16 protein-coding genes are annotated in these 16,333 nt (G+C 71.7%); 12 read left to right on the forward strand and 4 right to left on the reverse strand.

Annotation, left to right across the window (positions count from 1 at the left end):
- The 8 genes from coaE to WD794_12605 form a co-directional block, all read left to right on the forward strand.
- Window positions 1-648 (forward strand): dephospho-CoA kinase (coaE, locus tag WD794_12570; protein MEX2291145.1); only part of this gene is annotated, 648 nt, incomplete at its 5' end.
- A 67-nt stretch (window positions 649-715) separates the two neighbouring features.
- A complete protein-coding gene (locus WD794_12575) occupies window positions 716-2,005 on the forward strand; it encodes a hypothetical protein (protein MEX2291146.1) in 1,290 nt (429 codons plus the stop codon).
- Window positions 2,006-2,093: 88 nt separating this feature from the next.
- Window positions 2,094-4,205 carry an excinuclease ABC subunit UvrB gene (gene uvrB, locus WD794_12580; protein MEX2291147.1) on the forward strand — a complete coding sequence of 704 codons (2,112 nt, stop codon included), beginning with the start codon at window positions 2,094-2,096 and terminating at the stop codon, window positions 4,203-4,205.
- 112 nt (window positions 4,206-4,317) lie between these two features.
- Entirely contained in the window at window positions 4,318-5,550 is a 1,233-nt protein-coding gene (locus WD794_12585; protein MEX2291148.1) for a glycosyltransferase family 4 protein, read from the forward strand.
- Window positions 5,544-6,275 carry a class I SAM-dependent methyltransferase gene (locus tag WD794_12590; protein ID MEX2291149.1) on the forward strand — a complete coding sequence of 244 codons (732 nt, stop codon included), beginning with the start codon at window positions 5,544-5,546 and terminating at the stop codon, window positions 6,273-6,275. The genes WD794_12585 and WD794_12590 overlap by 7 nt, the downstream gene beginning before the upstream one ends.
- Window positions 6,262-7,308 carry a prenyltransferase gene (locus tag WD794_12595; GenBank protein ID MEX2291150.1) on the forward strand — a complete coding sequence of 349 codons (1,047 nt, stop codon included), beginning with the start codon at window positions 6,262-6,264 and terminating at the stop codon, window positions 7,306-7,308. The genes WD794_12590 and WD794_12595 overlap by 14 nt, the downstream gene beginning before the upstream one ends.
- 127 nt (window positions 7,309-7,435) lie before the next feature.
- Entirely contained in the window at window positions 7,436-7,711 is a 276-nt protein-coding gene (locus WD794_12600) for a DUF4242 domain-containing protein (protein ID MEX2291151.1), read from the forward strand.
- 31 nt (window positions 7,712-7,742) lie between these two features.
- Complete coding sequence (locus tag WD794_12605) at window positions 7,743-9,542, forward strand: BTAD domain-containing putative transcriptional regulator (GenBank protein ID MEX2291152.1); 1,800 nt, start codon at window positions 7,743-7,745, stop codon at window positions 9,540-9,542.
- On the opposite strand, the gene WD794_12610 is transcribed toward WD794_12605, so the two are convergent.
- Entirely contained in the window at window positions 9,520-10,134 is a 615-nt protein-coding gene (locus WD794_12610) for a class I SAM-dependent methyltransferase (protein ID MEX2291153.1), read from the reverse strand. The two genes, WD794_12605 and WD794_12610, sit on opposite strands and share 23 nt — an antisense overlap.
- A 170-nt stretch (window positions 10,135-10,304) precedes the next feature.
- Between WD794_12610 and WD794_12615 the strand changes: the two genes are divergently transcribed.
- Both WD794_12615 and WD794_12620 read left to right on the forward strand, forming a co-directional pair.
- A complete protein-coding gene (locus tag WD794_12615; GenBank protein MEX2291154.1) occupies window positions 10,305-11,330 on the forward strand; it encodes a TerC family protein in 1,026 nt (341 codons plus the stop codon).
- 250 nt (window positions 11,331-11,580) lie between these two features.
- On the forward strand, window positions 11,581-11,871 hold the full coding sequence (locus WD794_12620; protein ID MEX2291155.1) for a recombinase family protein: 291 nt from the start codon (window positions 11,581-11,583) through the stop codon (window positions 11,869-11,871).
- Window positions 11,872-11,877: 6 nt separating this feature from the next.
- Here the strand turns inward: WD794_12620 and WD794_12625 are convergent, their stop codons facing one another.
- Window positions 11,878-12,045, reverse strand: coding sequence for a hypothetical protein (locus WD794_12625; protein MEX2291156.1), 168 nt, complete (start codon window positions 12,043-12,045; stop codon window positions 11,878-11,880).
- Between the two features lie 246 nt (window positions 12,046-12,291).
- Between WD794_12625 and WD794_12630 the strand changes: the two genes are divergently transcribed.
- On the forward strand, window positions 12,292-14,049 hold the full coding sequence (locus tag WD794_12630) for an N-acetylmuramoyl-L-alanine amidase (GenBank protein ID MEX2291157.1): 1,758 nt from the start codon (window positions 12,292-12,294) through the stop codon (window positions 14,047-14,049).
- A 4-nt stretch (window positions 14,050-14,053) separates the two neighbouring features.
- Here the strand turns inward: WD794_12630 and WD794_12635 are convergent, their stop codons facing one another.
- Window positions 14,054-14,707, reverse strand: a complete 654-nt coding sequence (locus tag WD794_12635) for an MBL fold metallo-hydrolase (GenBank protein ID MEX2291158.1) — start codon at window positions 14,705-14,707, stop codon at window positions 14,054-14,056.
- Window positions 14,708-14,723: 16 nt separating this feature from the next.
- Window positions 14,724-15,437: a GntR family transcriptional regulator gene (locus WD794_12640; GenBank protein MEX2291159.1), complete on the reverse strand. Its 714-nt coding sequence runs from the start codon at window positions 15,435-15,437 to the stop codon at window positions 14,724-14,726.
- A 334-nt stretch (window positions 15,438-15,771) separates the two neighbouring features.
- Here WD794_12640 and WD794_12645 point away from each other — a divergent pair, with 334 nt between their 5' ends.
- Window positions 15,772-16,257 carry a VOC family protein gene (locus WD794_12645; GenBank protein ID MEX2291160.1) on the forward strand — a complete coding sequence of 162 codons (486 nt, stop codon included), beginning with the start codon at window positions 15,772-15,774 and terminating at the stop codon, window positions 16,255-16,257.
- Window positions 16,258-16,333: the final 76 nt, after the last annotated feature.

The following is a 16,333-nucleotide window of genomic DNA, read 5'->3' on the forward strand; positions in this document are numbered from 1 at the left end:
AGGGGAAAGGGGAAACAGGCCGCCACGGCGGTACTGCGCCCCGGACTACCAATGCTGACGGTGGGGCTGACGGGTGGAATCGGCTCGGGCAAGTCGGCGGTCAGCCGGCTGCTCGCCGCGCACGGGGCCGTGGTCGTCGATGCGGACCTGGTCGCCCGCGAGGTGGTCGAACCAGGGACACCGGGGCTGGCCAGGATCCGCGAGGAGTTCGGCGAGGAGGTGCTGCAGCCGGACGGCTCGCTCGACCGTGCCGCGCTGGGATCGCGCGTCTTTGCCGACCCGGCCGCCCTTGCCCGGCTCAACGCAATCGTGCACCCGCTGGTGGGGGAGCGCACCGCGGAGCTGCTGGAGCAGGCCCGTGCCTCCGGCGCCGAGGTGGTGGTGCACGACGTCCCGCTGCTCGTCGAGAACGACCTCGCCCGGAGGTATCCCGTCGTGGTGGTGGTCGCGGCCGCACCGCAGACCCAACTGGACCGCCTCACCCGTCTGCGCGGCATGTCCGAGCAGGCGGCCCGGCAGCGGATCGCCGCCCAGGCGCCCCTGGAGGACAAGCTGGCGGTCGCCACGCACGTGGTGGGCAACGACGGCTCGATCGAGGAGCTCGCCCTGCAGGTCGACCGGCTCTGGCACCAGTTGAGCGAAAAGTAGTCGGACTGTCACGGTTCGTTCTTTGGTTTGGCCACGGAACCACCGGGGCACAACGTACGGTTCGCCAGTGTCTCGTCGTCTCCCGTCCTGTGTCCGCACCGCTGTCACCGTCTGGCAGGTGGCGGCGGTGGTCGAGTGGCTGCGCCTCGTGGCGGATCGCTGCGACGTCCGGGCCCGGGCGGGCCGGTTCACCCGCGAGGTGTCGCTGACCCTCGCGGCGGTGTTGTTGGTCGGCGCCGGTGCCGCCGGTGCGCAGCCGGCCACACCCGTACCCGTGCCGGCGGCGGCCGCGGTGCCGGCCGCGCTGCCGCCCGGGGGCACGACCGCGCCGTCGAGCACGACCGAGGAGCAGGCCAACCGCGCCCCCGATCTCCCCCCGGCCGAGCCTGCACCAGCCGCCGAGTCGGCGCCGAAGGCGGCACCCGCACCCGTCGAGCGGTGGCTGCCGCGCGGCACCGGCATGTGGCTGCACGACTGGCGCCGCTCCGAGTCCGGCCATGCGGGTGAAGTGGTCGCGCGGGCGCAGAAGAGCGGCCTGACCCACCTCTACGTCCAGACCGGCAGCAGCAAGAAGGGCTGGATCGGCAAGGAGGTGCTCAACCAGCTGATGCCCGCGACCGCCGGGACCGACATCAAGGTCATCGCCTGGGACTTCCCGAAGCTGGACAACCCGGAGGCCGACGCCCGCCGTCTCGCCCGCGCCGCCTGGTGGAACCGCAAGGGCGCGCCGATGGTCGCGGCGGTCGCCCCCGACGTGGAGACGGCTGCCGAGGGCACCGACCTGCGCGGGGACCGGGTCGAGCGCTACTACAAGGAGCTCCGCAAGGCGCTGCCGGAGCGGACGGCGATCCTCGCCACCGTCCCCTGGCCGAGCGAGAAGCGCACCGGCAGTTACCCGTACGCCACCACCGCGCCGTACGCCGACGCCTTCGTGCCGATGGCCTACTGGTACAACCGCTCGCCGTCCGTGGTGACCAAGACCTCCATGCAGTGGCTCAAGAAGTTCGGCAAGCCCGTCATGCCGGTGGGACAGGGGTACGACGGTCGGCTGGACGCGCCGTACCTGAAGGCCGACCCGCACCCGGACAAGAGCGTGGCTGCCTTCGTCTACGTCGCGCGCGAGCAGGGGGCGCAGTCGCTGAGCCTGTGGTCCTGGCAGACCACCGGGCCGCTGCAGTGGGGTGTGCTGACCAAGGCTGCCGGCACGGTCGGACCGCAGCCGGCGCCCGCGCTGCCGGCGGCCGAGGTGCCGCCGGTGCCGAGTGCGCGGGAGCAGGCCGAGGAGGTGGCCAAGCGGACGGCGCCGGGCCGCAAGCACGACCGCGCCAAGGACGGGTCCGCCTCCGCGCCGGGCTGAGCCGCCTGACGCGGGGCGGACGTACCGTGGTCGGGTGACCGTCGCCTCGCCCGCGCAACCCCCTCGGCCACACGGCGCGATGCCGTCCGTGCCCCGTCTGGCGTCCGATCTGCGACGCTCCACGCGACGCTTCCAGGTCGTCAGTGACTATGAGCCCGCGGGTGACCAGCCGACCGCCATCGACGAGCTCCAGCGGCGGGTCGAGGCCGGTGCTCCCGATGCCGTCCTGCTCGGCGCCACCGGCACCGGCAAGAGCGCGACGACGGCGTGGCTGGTCGAGCGGCTGCAGCGGCCGACGCTGGTGATGGCGCCGAACAAGACGTTGGCCGCCCAGCTGGCCAACGAGTTCCGCGAACTGCTGCCGCACAACGCGGTCGAGTATTTCGTCAGCTACTACGACTACTACCAGCCAGAGGCCTACGTCCCGCAGACCGACACCTACATCGAGAAGGACTCGAGCGTCAACGAGGAGGTCGAGCGCCTCCGGCACAGCGCCACGATGTCCCTGCTCACCCGCCGCGACGTGATCGTGGTGGCGAGCGTGTCCTGCATCTACGGCCTCGGGACGCCGCAGGAGTACGTCGACCGGATGGTCCGGTTGCGCGTGGGTGACACCCTCGAGCGCGACGCGCTGCTGCGCAGGTTCGTCGACGTGCAGTACACCCGCAACGACCTGGCCTTCACCCGCGGCACCTTCCGGGTCCGCGGCGACACCGTCGAGGTCTTTCCGGTGTACGAAGAGCTCGCCGTCCGGATCGAGATGTTCGGCGACGAGATCGAGCGGGTGATGACCCTGCACCCGCTGACCGGCGAGGTCGTGGAGGAGCACGAGGAGGTGTTCGTCTTCCCGGCCACCCACTACGTCGCCGGGCCGGAGCGGATGGAGCGCGCCACCCGGGGGATCGAGCTCGAACTGGCCGACCGGCTCGCCGTGATGGAGCAGCAGGGCAAACTGCTGGAGGCACAGCGGCTCCGGATGAGGACGACGTACGACCTGGAGATGATGCGCCAGGTCGGCTTCTGCAACGGTATCGAGAACTACTCGATGCACATCGACGGCCGCGCCCCGGGCACCGCCCCGCACACCCTGCTCGACTACTTCCCCGAGGACTTCCTGCTCGTCCTGGACGAGTCGCACGTCACCGTCCCGCAGATCGGGGCCATGTACGAAGGCGACCGCAGCCGCAAGAGCACGCTGGTCGATCACGGCTTCCGGCTGCCGAGCGCGATCGACAACCGCCCGCTGAAGTGGGAGGAGTTCCTCGAGCGCACCGGGCAGACCGTCTACCTGTCGGCCACGCCGGGGCCGTACGAGCTGTCGCGGGTCAAGGACGACGTCGTCGAGCAGGTCATCCGTCCGACCGGGCTGGTCGATCCCGAGATCGTCGTGAAGCCGACCAAGGGGCAGATCGACGACCTCGTCCATGAGATCCGGACCCGGGCGGAGAAGGACGAGCGGGTGCTGGTCACCACGCTGACCAAGAAGATGTCGGAGGATCTCACCGACTACCTGCTCGAGCTCGGCATCCGGGTGCGCTACCTGCACTCCGAGGTCGACACCATCCGGCGGATCGAGCTGCTCAAGGAGCTGCGGCAGGGGCACTACGACGTGCTGGTCGGCATCAACCTGCTGCGCGAGGGCCTCGACCTGCCCGAGGTGAGCCTGGTCAGCATCCTCGACGCCGACAAGGAGGGCTTCCTGCGGTCCGGCACCAGCCTGATCCAGACGATCGGCCGGGCCGCCCGCAACGTCTCCGGCCAGGTGCACATGTACGCCGACACGGTCACGCCGAGCATGGCCAAGGCGATCGACGAGACGGCGCGCCGCCGGGCCAAGCAGATCGCCTACAACACCGAGCGTGGCCTGGATCCGCAGCCGCTGCGCAAGCGGATCGCCGACATCCTCGACGACATCGTGCGGGAGGACCCCGACCTGGTCAGTGGTGGCCGCAACTCCTCGCGGGGCAAGGCGCCGGTGCCCGGCATGAGCTCCCGGCCGCACAAGGGGCGGGCCGGCGAGCACGCCAAGGAGCTGGCCTCGATGCCCCGCGCCGAGCTCGCCCAGCTCATCCAGTCGCTGTCGGACTCCATGCACGAGGCGGCCCGCGAGCTGCAGTTCGAGCTGGCGGCCCGACTGCGCGACGAGGTCAACGAGCTGAAGAAGGAGCTGCGCGGCATGGACGCCGCCGGCGTCCGCTGACGGCGACCGGGCCGAGGCTCGCGCAGGCGGCCCTGTAACCGTGGGTAACGTGGGGGGCTCCGTGACCCCGAGGAGCAGTGTGGACCGCACAGCGGCAGACGGCGGGCGGCCGCTGCGGATCGCGCTGACCAGCTACCGGAGCAAGCCGCACTGCGGCGGCCAGGGTGGCTACGTCCGGGCGCTGTCCCGCGAGCTGGCCGCTCTGGGCCACGACGTGGAGGTGCTGTCCGGCCAGCCCTACCCTGAGCTCGACGCCGGTCCGGTCCTGACCAAGGTGCCGAGCCTGGACCTCTATCGCGAGGACGACCCGTTCCGTACGCCGGACTGGCGGGAGCTCCGCGGTCCGGTCGACCTGCTCGAGATCGCGCTGATGTGGACGGCGGCGTTTCCCGAGCCGCTCACGTTCAGCCTGCGCGTCGACAAGGTCCTGCGCAGCCGGCCGACGCGCCCCGACATCGTGCATGACAACCAGACGCTCGGCTACGGACTGCTGCTGCTCCAACGGCGCGGCCTGAAGGTCGTCGCCACCGTGCACCACCCGATCACCGAGGACCGCCGGCACGACCTGGCCGCCGCGACCGGCACGAAGCGGCTGTCCACCCGCCGCTGGTACTCCTTCCTGCGCATGCAGGGCCGCGTGGTCCGGCGGCTGCCGGCCGTCCTGACCGTCAGCCAGAACAGCCTGACCGACATCGTGCGCGACTTCCGCGTCCCGCGCGAGCGGCTCACCGTCGTGCCGGTGGGCGTGGAGACCGACGTCTTCCGGCCGCCGTCCCTGCCGCGCGTGCCGGGCCGGATCGTCGCGACCGCCAGCGCCGACGTGCCGCTGAAGGGGCTGGTGCCGCTGCTCGAGGCGGTGGCCAAGCTGCGCACCGAGCGCGACGTCGAGCTCGTCGTCGTAGGGCGGCCACGCGAGGGCGGCCTGGCCCTCGCTGCGGTCGAGCGGCTCGGTATCGGCGACGCCGTGCGCTTCCTGTCCGGCGTCCCGGAGCGGGACCTGGTCGACCTGTTCGGTTCGGCCTGCGTCGGGGTCGTCCCCAGCCTGTACGAAGGCTTCAGCCTGCCGGCGGTCGAGCTGATGTCCTGCGGCACCCCGTTGGTCGCCACCACCGCCGGTGCCCTTCCGGAGGTGGTCGGCCCCGACGGCGTGACCGCGCTGCACGTGCCGCCCGGCGACCCGGAGGCTCTGGCCGCCGCCATGGGGCGGCTGCTCGACGACCCGGAGCTGGCCTCGCGGATCGGCGCCGCCGGTCGCGAGCGCGTCGTCGAGCGCTTCACCTGGCGGGCCGTCGCCGAGCGCACCGTCGCGTGGTACCGCACCGTTCTGAAGGAGAGCCCGTGCTGACCGTCGACTTCGACCGCTTCCCTGTCGGGCCCGGCGACCGCGTCCTGGACATGGGCTGCGGCGGCGGGCGGCACGCCTTCGCCCTCTACCGCCGCGGCGCCGACGTGACCGCGTTCGACATGGACGCCGCCGAGCTCCGGGACGTCACCGGGATGTTCGCCGCCATGCAGGAGGCGGGAGAGGTCCCGCCGGACGCGCGGGCCCGGGCCGTGCGTGGCACGGCGTACGACCTGCCCTTCGCGGACGCCAGCTTCGACCGGATCATCGCGGCCGAGGTGCTGGAGCACCTGCCGCAGGACGACCGGGCGATGCGCGAGCTGTTCCGCGTGCTCAAGCCGGGCGGCCGGATCGCCGTGACGGTCCCGCGCTGGGGGCCGGAGCTGGTCTGCTGGGCGCTGTCCAGCGCCTATCACGAGGTCGAGGGGGGCCATGTCCGGATCTACCGGGGGGCCGAGCTGCGGCGGCGGCTCACCGCCGCCGGCCTGACGCCCGTCGACGCCCACCACACGCACGCGCTGCACGCGCCCTACTGGTGGCTCAAGTGCGCGGTCGGTGTCGAGGACGGCGACCACCGGCTCGTCCGGGCGTACCACCGGCTCCTGGTCTGGGACATGATGAAGGCGCCGAAGATCACGCGGGTCCTGGAGCGGTTCCTCAACCCCGTCGTGGGCAAGAGCCTGGTGGTCTACCTGCGCAAGCCGGAGGCGACCCGTGCCGCTGCGTGACCTGCCGGGGGTGCTGACGGCCGGCCAGCTCGAGCGTACGGTCGCGGCCGTCGCCGCGGCGCAGCAGCCGGGCGGGACGCTGCCGTGGCCGGACGGGCACACCGACCCGTGGGACCACGTGGAGTGCGCGATGGCGCTCACCCTCGGCGGCCGGCTGGCGGAGGTGCGCGCGGCGTACGGCTGGATGCGGCGGACGCAGGAGCCGGACGGCGCGTGGCGGATGAAGTACGACGGCGAGCGGGTGCTGGACGCCAGCGTCGACACCAACCAGTGCGCCTACGTCGCCGTCGGGGTGTGGCAGTGGTGGACCGTCACCGGGGACCGCGACCTGGTCGAGACGATGTGGCCGTACGTGCGCCGCGCCCTGGACTTCGTGCTCGACCTGCAGGCACCGGGCGGTCAGCTGCACTGGTCCCGCTCGCCCGAGGGTGACGTCGACCCGGACGCGCTGCTGACCGGCTCGTCGAGCGCGTACCAGGCGCTGCGCTGCGGCCTCGCGCTGGCGGACCTGCTGGGGGACCCGCAACCGGAGTGGGAGCTGGCCGCCGGGCTGCTGCAGCACGCGGTGGCGCACCACCCGGAGGTCTTCCTCGACAAGAGTCGCTTCTCGATGGACTGGTACTACCCGGTCCTCGGCGGAGCGGTGCGCGGGGAGGAGGCCCGGCATCGGCTGGCCGAGCGGTGGGACGAGTTCGTCGTGCCGGGGGTCGGCGCGCGCTGCGTCGCGGACCGTCCGTGGGTGACCGGTGCGGAGACCGCTGAGCTCGTTCTCACGCTGGCCGCGACCGGTGAGGACGAGCGCGGCCGCCGGCTGCTGCGCGACGTACAGCACCTGCGCGCATCCGACGGCTCGTACTGGACCGGGCTGGTCTTCGACGAGGGCGTGCGCTGGCCGGTGGAGCGCTCGTCGTGGACGAGCGCGGCCGTCGTGTTGGCGGCCGACGCGCTGGCCGGCGGGCCGACGCTGGCCTTGTTCGCCGGCGACGGCCTGCCGACCGGAGTGCTGCTCGACGAGTGCACCTGCGTCGGGTGACAGGATCGGCCGCACGAGCCGGCCGCGACCGGCCCCGCTCCGCGTCCGTCAACCGCTCGCTCACACGCTCGGCCTGCATCGTGCTCGACGACGGCGCGACGACGCGTCGCGGACGAAGGAGGCAGACATGCAGAGCTACGTCATCGAGCGCGCCATTCCCGGCATCGGGGGCGCCAGTGCGACCGAGCTGCAGGCGATCGCGCAGAAGAGCTGCGGGGTGCTCGCCGAGCTGGGGCCTGACGTCAGCTGGAAGCACAGCTACGTCACCGGAGACAAGATCTACTGTGTGTACGAGGCGGCCTCCGAGGACATCGTGCGGGAACACGCGCAGCGAGGAGGCTTCCCTGCCGACAGTGTCTCGCCGGTGCTGTCACTGATCGGGCCGGAGACCGCGAAGGGCTGACGCCCGACCCGGTGAGCGGGAGGATGCCGGGGTGGCGTTGCGGATCCACCTCCTCGGAAGTCCTCTCGTCGAGCGCGACGGCGGCCCGGTGCCCGCCCCGCGCGGACGGAAGGTCTGGGTGCTGCTGGCATATCTGCTGCTGGCCCGCTCACCGGTGACGCGACGCGCACTGACCATGCTGCTCTTCTCCGATGCCGAGGACCCTTTCGCGGCGCTGCGCTGGAACCTCAGCGAGCTGCGGAAGGTGCTCGGCAGCAGCATCGTGCTCCAAGGGGACCCGCTGCAGCTGCGGCTCGGACCGGACGATGTCGTGGACGCCTGCTGGCTTGCTGCAGGGCAGTGGCCGCCCGGCGTCGACCTCACGGCCGAGCTCCTCGAGACGTTCTCCTTCCCGACCTGCCCGTCGCTGGAGGTGTGGCTGGACAGCGAGCGTCGACACCTTCGTGGCGCCGCGGAGGCGCTGCTGCGGGAGCGGGCGCTGGAAGCGCTGGTCGCCGGCGACGGGCCGGCCGCCGCGGACGTGGCCGGCGCGCTCGTGCGCCTCAACCCCTACGACGAGAACTTCCAGGCGCTGCTGGTGAGGTCGCTGGCTGCAGCCGGTGACGGCATCGCCGCGGCGCGCCAGGTCGCGGCGTGCCGCGAGCTGTTCCGCCGGGAGCTCGGTGTCGAACCAGGACCGGCGGTGGCGGCCGCCCTGGCGACGACCGTTGCCGAGCCGGTCGCCTCGGCCAGCACGGGCAGGGGCGGCGTCGTCGCGCAGCTCCAGGCGGGCGAAGCGGCCATCGGAGCCGGCGCCGTCGACGCCGGCCTGCAGTGCCTGCGTCGGGCCGTGGTCGACGCACGGGCGCTGGCTGACCGGGTACTGGAGGTGCGGGCGCTCACGGCGCTCGGCACCGCCCTCGTTCACGCCGTGCGCGGGCAGGACGAGGAGGGCGCGACGGCCCTGCACGCGGCGGTCCAGCTCGCCGGTGACCGTCGTGAGCTGTTGGCCGATGCGACCCGTGAACTGGGCTACATCGAGTTCCTGCGCGGGCGCTACGACCGGGTCGAGCACTGGCTCACGCAGGCTGATCACGCTGCCGCCGGTGACGCCGCGCTGCGGGCCCGGGTGCTCTGCGTGCGGGGGAGCGCGTTGAGCGACGTCGGCCGCTACGCCGCGGCGGCCGACGCACTCGAGCAGGCCATGGTTCTGACGCCCGACCCTCGCCGGCGCAGCTACGCGCTGGCGATGCTGGGCCGGGTCCGCCTGCTGCGCGGTGAGCACACCGAGGCGGCTCGGCTGCTGGATGCGTCGTACGACCTGGCGCTGGGACACAGCTGGACGTCGTTCCTTCCCTGGCCCGAGGGGCTGCGGGCGGGGGTGCACCTGGCACTCGGAGAGGTGGATGCGGCGCAGGAGCGCCTGGAGCACGCGTTCGCGCTCGGCTGCCAGGTGGTGGACCCATGCTGGGAGGGCCTGGCGCTGCGCGGTCTGGGGGTGGTCGCGGCCGACCGCGGCGAGGTCCAGCAAGCCGTGCGCCGGCTGCACGAAGCCCGCGCCAGGTGCACCCGGCTCCCCGACGCGTACCTGTGGGTGGACCTGTACGCCCTCGAGGCGCTGTGCGAGGTCGCGCGCACGCATGGCCTGCCCCATCTGGGGGCGTGGACCCGCGAGCTCAGCACGCTGGCTTCGCGCGCCGGGATGAGGGAGTTCGAGGTCCGGGCGCTGCTTCACCGGCACGCCGGCGGCGAGGACGGGATGCTCGAGCTCGCCCGGGTCCTGCTCGCGGAGGTGGAGAATCCGGCGCTCTCGATGCCCCTTGCTCCGGTCAGCCCCTCCGCAACGCCCTGAGCGAGCCGGTGGCGGAGACGTCGCCGAAGCCCTCACGTACAGCGCGCTGGTAGACGTTCCACGGCGGCCGGCCGCCGTCTTCGGGGCGCTCGAAGACGTCGTGCACCAGCAGCAGCCCACCGGGGACGAGATGCCGGGCGAACGCCGCGTAGTCGTGCTGGGCCACCTCCTCGGTGTGGTTGCCGTCCAGGAACAGCAGCGTCAGCGGCGTCGTCCACCAGGTGGCGACCTGCTGGGTGCTGCCGACCAGCACGGTGACCACGTCGTCCAGGCCGGCGTCCCACAGGGTGTGCCGCAACGAGGGCAGCGTCTCGAGCCGGCCGGTGTGCGGGTCGACCAACGATGCGTCGTGCCACTCCCAGCCGGGCTGGTTCTCCTCCGAGCCACGGTGGTGGTCGAGGGTCACCAGCTGGGCGCCGGTCCCGCGGGCGGCCGCACCGAGCTGCACGGTGCTCTTGCCGCAGTAGGTGCCGACCTCGAGCCAGACCCCGGCCGACGCGGACAGTCCGGCCGCGTGCAGGGCGGCGGCCTCGTCCTCGGGCAGGAAGCCCTTGGTACGGGCGGCGACAGCGGCGAGATCAGGGGGGAGCACCGGCCCAGTCTGCCGGAGTCGCACAGCGCAACCGCAGGTAGCGTGTTGCACACGGAGGGGAGTATCCCCGCACAGGCTCGTCGTCAGCACGGCCGAATCTGGCCCGGCGCGCTTGGCCCACCTCGGGTGGGAGAGACCTCCGGTAGCCCGCACTGACTACCGGAGGAACTGTGCACGTCGAGACTTGGGTCTGGTTCGCCACCATCGGCGCGCTGGTGGGCCTGCTCCTGATCGACCTGGCGATCGCCGCCCGCAAGGGGCCGCACGTCGTCAGCATCCGCGAGGCCACCCGATGGGTGGCCTTCTACGTCAGCCTCGCCGTGCTGTTCGGCATCGGGCTCGGGCTGGTCTCGGGGCAGCAGTACGGCGCCGAGTTCTTCGCCGGCTACCTGACCGAGTACTCCCTGTCGGTCGACAACCTGTTCGTCTTCGTGATCATCATGTCCAGCTTCGCCGTTCCGGCGGTGCACCAGCACAAGGTGCTGCTCTTCGGCATCGTGCTCGCGCTGGTGCTGCGCGGCATCTTCATCGCGATCGGTGCGGCGGCCATCGAGCGCTTCGTCGCCACCTTCTTCGTCTTCGGCGCGTTCCTCATCTTCACAGCTATCAAGCTGGCCCGTAGCGGCGGCGAGGAGGAGCACGGGGAGACCAACGGTTTCGTGCGGCTGATGGAGCGCGTCCTGCCGACCACGAAGGAGTACGACGGCGCCAACGTGGTCACCCGCGTGGACGGGAAGCGGGTCGTGACGCCGATGCTGCTGGTGATGATCGCGATCGGGTCGACCGACATCCTGTTCGCGCTCGACAGCATCCCTGCGATCTTCGGTCTCACGCAGGAGGCGTACATCGTCTTCACCGCGAACGCGTTCGCGTTGATGGGTCTGCGCCAGCTCTACTTCCTGCTCGACGGCCTGCTGGACCGGCTGGTCTACCTGTCGAAGGGCCTGTCCGTCATTCTCGGCTTCATCGGCGTCAAGCTGATTCTGCACGCCGCCCATGAGTACTCCTGGGGCAAGGACTGGGCGCCCGACATCGGCACCTTCACCTCGCTCGGGGTCATCGTGTCCGTCCTCGCGGTCACCGTCGTCGCGTCGCTGCTGAAGACCAGGAACGACTCCACGGCCGCCAGGAGGCTGCTGCCGGCCGAGGGCGAGGCACGCGAGCACATCCCGGCCGATGCCGCCCAGCGCGAGTAGCTGTGGGGAACGTCACCCTCAGCTTTGCCGGCTGCACGGGTAAGCATGGAGCATGACGTCCCCGACGACCGCCCCCTCTCCCCGTAGCAATGAGCAGCAGCGCGAGCAGCGCCCCGAGCGCACCTGGACGCCGCTGGCCAACCCGCGGCGTACCCGTCGCGCCTGAGACCCCAGGCTCCATTTGTGACGCGCTAGCTACCAGCCGCGGGCGCGCCACTCCGGCAGCGAGGGGCGCTCGGCGCCGAGCGTGGTGTCCTCGGCAGCTCTCAGCGGCTCGGTCGTCGTGGCCGAGCGGTACGACAACGACATCAGCGCCGGCAAGGGCGGTCGTCCCCGTCCTGGCTACTGCGCGCTGCTCGATGACGTCCGTGGGGACCGCGTGGACCGGGTCGTCGTCTTCCACACGTCGAGGCTGTGGCGCAACCGCGAGGAGCGGGCGCAGGCGCAGCTGCTGGTGCACAGCCCGATGATCGTCGGCTGTCCCGACCGGAAGCTGGACCGGCAGGCGGCCGACCGCAGCGACCTGCTCGGGGTCGGCTGAGGCGGTCTAGTCGTAGTCGCAGTCGCTGTCCGCGCCCTTGGCGTTCTTGCTGTTGACGTCCTCGCACGTGTCGTTGAGGGCCGGCTTCGCGGCGTGGGCGGTGCCCGGGACCGCGCCCAGGACGAGGACGGACGTCAGGGCTGTGAGGACGACGGCAGCGCGGCGACTGCTCATAGGAGGCACCCTCGGTAGGTCGGAGCCCGCCACTGTGCGCCCGGATCTCTCGTCCTGTCACGTCTTTCGCGTGAAGGCGCCGTCGGGTTCGGACACCGGGACACTGCGGACACGAAGCGAACGGCGGCAGGGCTGGGGCGCGCCAGCGCCCGATTGCTCCGTTCGGCCTACCGCACCGGCCGTCCGGCCGTACCGTCGCACCAGCGTCGTGCGGAGCGGCGACCCTTCACACCTCAGGAGCACGTGATGGCCCACGGTTCCCTGCGCCGCCTCGGGCTGCGCGGCCTGCTCGTCGCCGGCCTCACCGCGACCACGCTCGCGCTGCCGGCGCACGCCTACCGGGACGTCGAGCGCCCGGCGACGTTGCGCGCCGCCGCGCCGGTGTCCGAGGCGGCGGTCGTGCCCGGCTTCCCGATCGACTACGTGGGCGTGATCTGGAGCGAAGAGGAGTCGGCCCATGCCCATGCCCATGCCGAGGGCGCGGACGAGTCCTTCGGCGAGGTCCGCTTCCGGCACGGCAGCACCTGGGGTGACTGGATCCCGCTCCAGCCGGACGGCGCCGACGCGCCCGGCCAGTGGACCTCCGGGCTGCTCGGCGGGCGGGACGCCGACGCCTTCCAGGTGCGCGGCCTGCCAGACCACGCCGGCACGCCGCGCGCGGTCGCCCTCAACACGACGGACGGGCCGCTCGAAGTCGTGCGCCGCGTGGCGGACGGACCCCAGGCCCTGTCCAGCTGCCGCAGCCGTGCGGAGTGGGGGGCGGACGAGTCGCTCATGACCTGGGCGCCGGACTTCCACCCGGCCCAGGTCATGACGGTGCACCACACGGCGACGAGCAACGGCGACACCGATCCGGAGGCCACCGTCCGGGCGATCTACGAGTACCACGCTGTCGACAACGGCTGGGGCGACATCGGCTACCACTACCTGGTCGACCAGTACGGCGTCGTCTACGAGGGCCGGTGGTCCGGCACTGCGTCCGAGACGTGCACGACCGGTGCCGGGGCCGACTTCGCGCACGAGGCCGGCAGCGACCGCATGGCCACCGCCGCGCACACCGGCGGCTACAACTCCGGCAACCTCGGCGTCGCGCTGCTCGGCGACTTCACCTACCACCGCAGGAACGCCAACACCCCGACGAGCGCGGCGACGTCCTCGCTGACCGATGTGCTGGCCGAGCTCTCCCACCGGCACGGCATCGCCGCGGACGGCACGGTCGCGTACGTCAACCCGGTCGACGGAGGTGCGCGGAGCGTGGACGCCGTGAGCGGTCACCGCGACTGGGCGTCGACGGAGTGCCCGGGGGACAACCTGTACGCGATGCTGCCCGATCTGCGGGCCGAGGTGGTGGCGAAGGTCGCCGCGATGGAGACGGGTCCGGGCGTGGCCTTCACGGCGCCCGTCGACGGCTCGACCGTGTCGGCGACCGCACCCGTCGAGGTGACCGCGGAGGACGGCGCCGTCTCCGTGGAGTTCGGCGTCGACGGCACGCTGGTGCACACCGACACCGACGCCTCCGACGGCTGGGGCTTCGGCCTGGACACCACGGCGTACGCCGATGGCACGCACCAGCTCTCGGCGGTCGCCACGGACATCGACGGGGGGACGGGCTCGGCTGCCGTCAGCGTCACGGTCGACAACGTGGCCGACCCGGAGATCACCGTCTCCGTCGTGGACCTGGACGCGCACACGCACACCAGGGGCGCTCGGTGGGACGCCCACGCCGTCGTGCAGGTGGCCGACTCCGCGGGCAACGCGCTGCCCGATGCCTGGGTCTCCGGCACGTTCAGCGGTGACGGGATCTCGCCCACCGACGCCAGCTGTCAGATCGACGCGACCCGGTGCGAGCTGCACCTCGACGGCCTGGACGAGCGCACCGTGACGTCCGTCACCTTCACCGTGACCGGCGTGCAGGACGACGCAGGGGTCTACGACGCGGCGAAGAACACGGATCCGGAGACGGACAGCAATCCGCGAGGCACGACGATCCTGATCGCGCTCTGACGGCTTACCAGCCGCGGGCGCGCCACTCCGGCAGGCTCGGCCGCTCGGCGCCGAGCGTGGTGTCCTTGCCGTGCCCCGGGTAGACCCAGGTGTCGTCCGGGAGCGTGGCGAACACCTTGCGCTCCAGGTCGTCCATCAGTCGGGTGAACCGCGCGGCGTCCTTGTTCGTGTTCCCGGCCCCGCCGGGGAACAGGCTGTCGCCGCTGAACAGGTGCGGCCGCTCTTCCCCGTCGTACAGCAGCGCGAGGCTGCCGGGCGTGTGGCCCTCGAGGTGGATGACGGTCAGGCTGGCGTCCCCGACGTTGATCGTGTCCCCGTCGTCGACCAGCCGATCGGCCGGCACCGGCAGGTCGGCCGCATCGCCGGCGTGGACCAGCACCGGCGCACCGCTGGCCTGCTTGACGTCGGCCAGCGCCTGGACGTGGTCCCAGTGGCCGTGCGTCTCGACGATGCCGACCAGCCGGCCGTCGCCGACGAGCGAGAGCAGTTGTGGCGCGTCCCCGGCCGCGTCGATGAGCACCGTGTCGCCGGTCGCCCTGCAGCGCAGCAGGTAGCAGTTGTTCTCGAACGGCGGCGTGGCCACCTTCGTGATCTGCAGGCCGCCCGCGGTCCGCACGTCGACCGGACCGCCGACCGTCACGTCTCCGGTGTAGGGCATGGAAGTCGTCCTCTCCTCAGGGTGTGCCTGGCGAGCCGGGAACAGGCTGCACCAGACTGCCGACCGCCGGCGCGCTGCCGTCGATCATCGAGTGGCGCAGGGAGGCGCGTGCGGCCCGCACGTGTGACCGCATGACGGACTCGGCCCACTCGCCGTCCTGCACGAGGATGGCCTCGAGCAGCTCATGATGGTGCCCGACGCTACGCGCGCGCTCGCGATCGGTGTACCGCTGCATGGTGCGTACGACGAGCGGCCGCTGGATGACCGTCCCGAGCAGTTCCATGACCTGCCGGTTGCCGGCGGCCTGGTGGACGGCGCTGTGGAACTGCAGATTCAACCTGGTCAGTTCGTTGTAGCTCTCGTCGCCGCCGCGGCGCAGCTGTACGTCCATCGCTCGGCACAGCTCTTGCAGCGCCGGCACGTCGACGCTGTCCGCGGTGAACCGCTCCGCGGCCCGCCGCGCCGCGTAGCCCTCCAGCAGGCTGCGCATGTCGTATATCTCGTCCAGCTGCTCGGCACTCCACTCGCTCGCGACGGTCGCGCCGCGGTTGGGCAGGATCTCGACCAGTCCCTCGGCCCGGAGGCGCTGCAGGGCCTCGCGGACCGGTGTGCGACTCACCCCGGTCGAGGCGGCGATCTCCTCTTCACGCAGCCAGCTTCCGGCGGGGTGCCTGCCCTCCAGGATCTGGCGCCGGACCGCTGCGTAGGCGGCGTCTGCTGCTCTCGCCATCTCCATGCTCGCAGTTCTCGAAGGCTCCGGCGTGCCGCGGCTGCCAGTGCGGATCGGGTGCCGGGAGCGTAGAGGACCCGGCGCGCGCTCGGTTTCCCGCGCCTTTCGGCCACCGGCTCGAACGAGCCGGAATCAGGTCACTTGTATACCGGCAGCCCGGTAAAGCCTGGTGACGCGGGCTCTGGCTAACCCTCTCGATTCTCCCTCCCGGCGGGTCCTTGACCAGGGTGTGTGACTGTGCAAGTGTTCTACGTCACAGTCGATCGTATACAACCTGCCCTTTGTGCGCGCGATTGCTGGTCCGCCCGCGGGGGCTCGACGGAAGGACACAGACGTGCCGACGTACCAAGGCGTCAACCATCTCGCGCTGGTGACCAATGACATGGATGCCACGGTCCGGTTCTACCGGGACGTGCTCGGCATGCGCCTCGTCGGCACCACCGGCGATCCGAAGGCCGACTATCCCTACCGCCACTACTTCTTCAGCCTGGGTCCTGGCCACGCCATCGCCTTCTTCGAGTGGCCCGAGGTGCAGCTCCCTGTCCGCAAGGACTCCGGCATCCCGGCCTCCGGGATCCTGTTCGACCACGTGTCGATCAACGTCTCGTCGGAGGGCGATCTCGACGCACTGCAGGCCTCTCTGCGCGCGGGTGGCTACGACGCCAGCGACCTCGTCGACCACGGGTTCATCCGCTCGCTCTACTGCACCGATCCCAACGGAATCTCGCTGGAGTTCTCGGTCTCTTCACGTGATCTCGACGAGGACCCGCTCTTCGAGGACGTCGACCCGGTGCCCGCGGTCGCCGCAGTGGCCCGCTGATCTCGTTCCGCCCCGCCCCGGCCTCCTCCCGTGCTGCCGGATGCCTGTCGCGCCCCCTGTCCTGCGGCGCCCGTCC

This window comes from Mycobacteriales bacterium, assembly GCA_040902655.1.
GTDB lineage: Bacteria > Actinomycetota > Actinomycetes > Mycobacteriales > SCTD01 > SCTD01.

What these genes read in the sequence shown, in the direction of transcription:
- WD794_12630 (MEX2291157.1), top strand. Translation starts at nt 12,292, where the DNA reads ATGGCCCACGGTTCCCTGCGCCGCCTCGGGCTGCGCGGCCTGCTCGTC.
- WD794_12625 (MEX2291156.1), bottom strand. Translation starts at nt 12,045, where the DNA reads ATGAGCAGTCGCCGCGCTGCCGTCGTCCTCACAGCCCTGACGTCCGTC.
- WD794_12600 (MEX2291151.1), top strand. Translation starts at nt 7,436, where the DNA reads ATGCAGAGCTACGTCATCGAGCGCGCCATTCCCGGCATCGGGGGCGCC.
- WD794_12635 (MEX2291158.1), bottom strand. Translation starts at nt 14,707, where the DNA reads ATGCCCTACACCGGAGACGTGACGGTCGGCGGTCCGGTCGACGTGCGG.
- WD794_12640 (MEX2291159.1), bottom strand. Translation starts at nt 15,437, where the DNA reads ATGGCGAGAGCAGCAGACGCCGCCTACGCAGCGGTCCGGCGCCAGATC.